Genomic DNA, 4907 nt, shown 5'->3' on the forward strand with positions numbered 1-4907 from the left:
TCAATCCTTTCTGAAGAAAGCATAGTTCACTTTTCATTCCAAGGCAAATCTTTTAAAGAAGATGCCACCATCCTCGCGCAATCCCTTAGAATACGTCCCCCCGAATTTGGCGGCCACCTCCCCCAACCTTCCAGAAAAGCATGAATATCAGGATCAGCGACGAACTGCGGCCCTATGTCGACCCGCTTACCACCCACGAATACGAAGCCCTGGAACGCAGCATCCTCGCCGAAGGCTGCCGCGACGCGTTGGTGCTGTGGGGCGAAGTCCTGGTCGACGGCCACAACCGCTACGCGATCTGCCGCAAGCACGGCATTCCGTACAACACAGTACAGAATGACAAGTTCGGCTCGATCGAGGATGTGATGCTGTGGATGATCGACAACCACCTCGCGCGGCGCAGCGTGTCCGATTTCCAGCGGGGCATGCTAGCCTTGCGCAAGAAGGCGATCCTGTCCGAACGGGTCAAGGCGCAAAAGGAAGCGGAGCCCGAAACCACACCGGAAACCGAGTCCAAAGCCCCTGAAACGCCGCCGGAGCGCCCGCCGCTGGCAACACGTGAAGAAGTCGCCAAGGTTGCCGGCATCAGCAGCAATACCGTCAGCCGTATCGAAAAGATTCAGAAAACGGCCACGCCGGAACTCGTCGAGGCGGTCCGCTCGGGTACGATTTCCCTGAACGCTGCAGCAGCCGTCGCTTCGCTTCCCAGTGAGGAGCAGGTGGCTGCCGTCAACGGCGGCAAGAAGGAATTGCGGCAGGTCGCAAAACAGCTGCGCGAAGCGAAGTCGCCGGCCAGGGCGCCAAAACCGGAAGCGCCGCCAGAACCGCATGAAACCATCGACGATGTCGGCGAAGCCAATGCCCGTATCGTGGAACTGAAAGCCGAAAATGCCGCGCTCAGGGCAAAGGTGCAGCAGCTCACCATCGCCCTCTCCGAAGCCCGGCGACAGCACAGTGAAAAGGAAGCATCATGACCCATACCTGCGGCGTCGACTTCGGCACCTCCAATTCCACGGTCGGCAGTGTGCGCCCTGGTGAATCCCTGCTCCTGCCCCTGGAAGACGGCAAGGCCACCCTGCCCTCGGTCGTGTTCTTCAATGCCGAAGACAACACCACGAGCTTTGGACGCGCTGCGCTGGCAGAGTATTTGACCGGTACGGAAGGCCGGCTGATGCGCTCGATGAAAAGCCTGCTTGGTACGGGCCTGATGGAAGGCCAGACCGAGGTGCAGGGGCGCGCTCTGCCGTTCCGCGACCTGCTCGCGCAATTCCTGGGCGAGCTGAAGCGGCGCGGCGAACAGGCCGCCGGCAAGGCGTTTTCGCATGCCGTTTTCGGCCGGCCGGTGCATTTCGTTGACGACGATGCGACCGCGGACAAGCTCGCCGAGGACACGTTGCTGGCACTGGCACGCAAGGCGGGATTCAGCGACGTAAGCTTCCAGTACGAGCCGATCGCAGCAGCATTCACCTATGAATCGGGCATCACCCGCGAGGAGCTGGTGCTGGTCATCGACATCGGCGGCGGCACCTCGGACTTCACGCTGGTACGCCTGTCTCCGGCGGCCGCGGCCAAGGCCGAGCGGCACGACGATATCCTCGCGACCGGCGGCGTGCATATCGGCGGCACGGATTTCGACAAGTACCTGAGCCTGGCCGGTGTGATGCCCGAGCTCGGGCTGGGCACGCGGATGACGAACAATAATGAAGTGCCGTCGAGCTATTACTTCAATCTCGCGACCTGGCACACCATCAACTTCGCGTACTCACAGAAGGTCTGGCGCGAGCTGCAGGATGTCTACCGCGACGCGCAGGAGCGCGACAAGCTTGCGCGGCTGCTGAAGCTGGTCGACCAGCGCGACGGCCACTGGCTGGCGCAAAAGGTCGAGGAAACGAAGATCGCGCTGTCCGATGCCGATGAAGTCCCGCTGCTGCTCGACAGGCTGGCATCGGATCTCGCATTCACCTTGCAGCGCGATGCGTTCAATGGCGCCGTGGCGCACCTCATTTCAGGCATCAGCAAGTCCGTTACGGACCTCCTTGCCGACGCGGGTATCGGGCCGGAACGCGTCGATACGGTGTTCTTTACGGGTGGTTCAAGCGGCGTTCCGCTGCTGCGCCGGGAGATTGCGTCCATGTTCCCCACGGCTGCACATGTCGAGGGAGATTTGTTCGGGAGCATTGGTGCCGGGCTTGCGATTGATGCCGCAAGGAAATTTTCTTGATGTGTGGAAAGATGTATAACAAAAACGTTGATTTGTATCATCCACTAGAGGCCGGACCGCCGGTATGATTTCCCCATCTGCTGCACATGCAACTGATATGCATGGCGGCAGGCCCAGCGCCCTATCGAGCGGATCAGGTCGGCAGCCAAAAGGCGGACCCGGATCACGGATGGGGCGCTTTCATTTCTGCTTCTCCTTTCCAAAAGATTTCCGTCGAATCAACATCTTCCCGGTTGCCGAGAAGTTTTTGCTCGTCCTCAGAATCCCCGCTTCCGATCTGATTTATACTGTACGCACATACAGTATTAAAGCAGGTGAGCACCATGAAATTCTTCGAAGTCCACAAGCTCCACGCCGCCGAAGCGCGGCTGGCCCTCGCCGTCGACACCATCGTCGAACGCCACCGCACGGCCGGGCGTACGCTGACCTGGCGTCTCGTGCATGAAATCGAAAAGGAAGCCCTCAAGGCGCTGGAAGAAGCGGGTGACCTTGATCGCAAATACGTGCGCATGTTGCGCTCGTCCCGCTGGGGTTATGTGCCGCGCGTGAACCAGCCGGCAGACCTGCGCTGCCACGACGCCCTCCCCGTCACCCTGACACTCATCCGCAAGGCTTATCACACGCTCCACTAAGCTTGGCTACAATCAAGTCAGCTTAACAACAGGAAAACGCCATGCCTTACATGCTGCTCATCGTCGAACCGGTCGGCCAGCGCCAGGATCGCACTGAAGCTGAAGGCCGCGCGGTCTATGACCGTATGCTCCGCTTCGCCGGCGAGCTGAAGGAGAAGGGCTTGTTGTTGGGTGCCGAATCCCTTGCGTCCCAATCCACGGCAGCCCGCGTGAAGGTGCGCGGCGGCCAGGCTGCCGTCCTCGATGGACCATTTGCGGAAGCCAAGGAAATGATCGGCGGGTTCTTCCTGCTTGATTGCGCCACCCGCGAGGAAGCCATTGCCATCGCGGCTCGCTGTCCGGCAGCGGAATGGTGCACGGTCGAGGTACGCAGCCTCGCCCCTTGTTACGTCTCCTGAAATTTTTTTGCCCGGCGGTCGATTCCGCCGCCGTTCGTCCGTCGTGTGATCAGGGGGCGGCACAGACGCCCTTTACTGCAAAGGAGAAACGGACATGCGATTCATGATCATCGTCAAGGCATCGGCAGATTCGGAGGCCGGCATCATGCCGCCCGAAAGCCTGTTCGCCGAAATGGCGGCTTACCACGAGCAATTGGCCAAGGCCGGCGTCCTGCTGGATGCCTCCGGCCTGCAGCCCACATCCAAAGGTTGGCGCATCCGCTATGCCGACGGCAAGCGGCAGGTCATCGACGGCCCGTTCAGCGAAAGCAAGGAACTGGTTGCCGGCTACACCATCATCCAGGTCCGCTCGCGCGACGAGGCGCTGGAATGGTCGCGCCGCTTCCCGGCGCCGCACGGCAAGGACGTCGAAGCGGAAATCGAGGTCAGGCCGCTGTACGAACTCGAGGATTTCGACCAGAGCCCGGCCATCGAGCGGTTCCGCGCGATGGGCGTCGGCAGCGAACAGAAACAATAAACAGAAAGGAAGGCTTCCCATGAACAAGCAGATCTTCGTCAACCTCCCGGTCAAGGACCTCGAACGCACGAAAGCCTTCTTCGGCGCGCTCGGCTACAGTTTCAACGCACAGTTCACCAACGACAAGGCCGCTTGCATGGTGGTCTCGGAAGAGATCTATGTGATGCTGCTGACGGAACCGTTTTTCCAGGGTTTCACCGGCAAGGCCATCGCCGATGCGCACAAGGTCACCGAGGTCCTGCTCTGCCTGTCCTGCGACAGCCGTGCCGAGGTCGACGACCTGGTGGCGAAAGCCATTGCCGCCGGCGGCAAGGCGCCGCGTGAACCCCAGGACCACGGTTTTATGTATGGCCACGGCTTCGAAGACCTCGACGGCCACATCTGGGAACTGGTCCACATGACCGGCACACCCCCGCAAGCCTGATGTTCCCGCCCGTCCACAAGGCCATCGACGCCGTCTGGCGCATCGAATCCGCGAAGATTGTCGCCGGCGTGGCGCGCCTGGTGCGCGATATCGGGCTGGCGGAAGAACTCGCTCAGGATGCGCTGGTGGCGGCACTCGAACACTGGCCCAAGGATGGCGTGCCGGATAACCCCGGCGCGTGGCTCATGGCTACTGCGAAGAACCGCGCGCTCGACCGGTTGCGGCACATCAAGCTTGCCGAATCCAAGCTGGAGCAATGGGGCCGCGAACTGGACGCCCTGGAGGCATCGATCGTGCCCGATTTTGTGGATGAACTGGATGCGGCCAGGTCGGACGACATTGGCGACGACCTGCTGCGCCTGATCTTTACCGCCTGCCATCCGGTCCTGTCGACCGAGGCGCGCGTCGCGCTGACGCTCAAGCTGCTGGGCGGACTGACGACGGAAGAAATTGCGCGGGCTTTCCTGGTGCCCGAGCCGACGATCGCGCAGCGCCTCGTGCGCGCCAAGCGGACCTTGCGCGACTCCCGCGTGCCGTACGAAGTGCCGCGCGGCGATGAACTCGCCGAACGTCTCGCATCCGTACTGGAAGTCGTCTACCTCGTATTCAATGAGGGCTATACCGCGACCGCCGGCGACGACTGGATGCGCCCGGCCCTCATCGATGAAGCCCTGCGGCTCGGTCGCATGCTTGCGGAACTGGCGGCGCCGGAGCC

7 protein-coding genes are annotated in these 4907 nt (G+C 61.6%); all 7 read left to right on the plus strand.

All coding sequences use genetic code 11. The features are described 5' to 3' along the window. The first annotated feature begins 140 nt into the window (after window positions 1–140). Window positions 141–974, plus strand: coding sequence for a ParB N-terminal domain-containing protein (locus AYR66_RS04420; RefSeq protein ID WP_088706514.1), 834 nt, complete (start codon window positions 141–143; stop codon window positions 972–974). After that, window positions 971–2221 (plus strand): Hsp70 family protein, encoded by a 1251-nt coding sequence (locus AYR66_RS04425; RefSeq protein WP_088706515.1) that lies wholly within the window; start codon window positions 971–973, stop codon window positions 2219–2221. The genes AYR66_RS04420 and AYR66_RS04425 overlap by 4 nt, the downstream gene beginning before the upstream one ends. Window positions 2222–2544: 323 nt before the next feature. After that, a complete protein-coding gene (locus AYR66_RS04430) occupies window positions 2545–2853 on the plus strand; it encodes a DUF2471 family protein (protein WP_088706516.1) in 309 nt (102 codons plus the stop codon). A gap of 41 nt (window positions 2854–2894) precedes the next feature. Beyond that, window positions 2895–3251 (plus strand): YciI family protein, encoded by a 357-nt coding sequence (locus tag AYR66_RS04435; protein WP_088706517.1) that lies wholly within the window; start codon window positions 2895–2897, stop codon window positions 3249–3251. A gap of 94 nt (window positions 3252–3345) precedes the next feature. Then, window positions 3346–3768 (plus strand): YciI family protein, encoded by a 423-nt coding sequence (locus tag AYR66_RS04440; protein ID WP_088706518.1) that lies wholly within the window; start codon window positions 3346–3348, stop codon window positions 3766–3768. Window positions 3769–3787: 19 nt separating this feature from the next. Beyond that, a complete protein-coding gene (locus AYR66_RS04445; RefSeq protein WP_088706519.1) occupies window positions 3788–4192 on the plus strand; it encodes a VOC family protein in 405 nt (134 codons plus the stop codon). Beyond that, window positions 4192–4907 (plus strand): RNA polymerase sigma factor (locus tag AYR66_RS04450; RefSeq protein ID WP_141104160.1); only part of this gene is annotated, 716 nt, incomplete at its 3' end. The genes AYR66_RS04445 and AYR66_RS04450, both read left to right, overlap by 1 nt.

This window comes from Noviherbaspirillum denitrificans, from assembly GCF_002211445.1.
GTDB lineage: Bacteria > Pseudomonadota > Gammaproteobacteria > Burkholderiales > Burkholderiaceae_D > Noviherbaspirillum > Noviherbaspirillum denitrificans.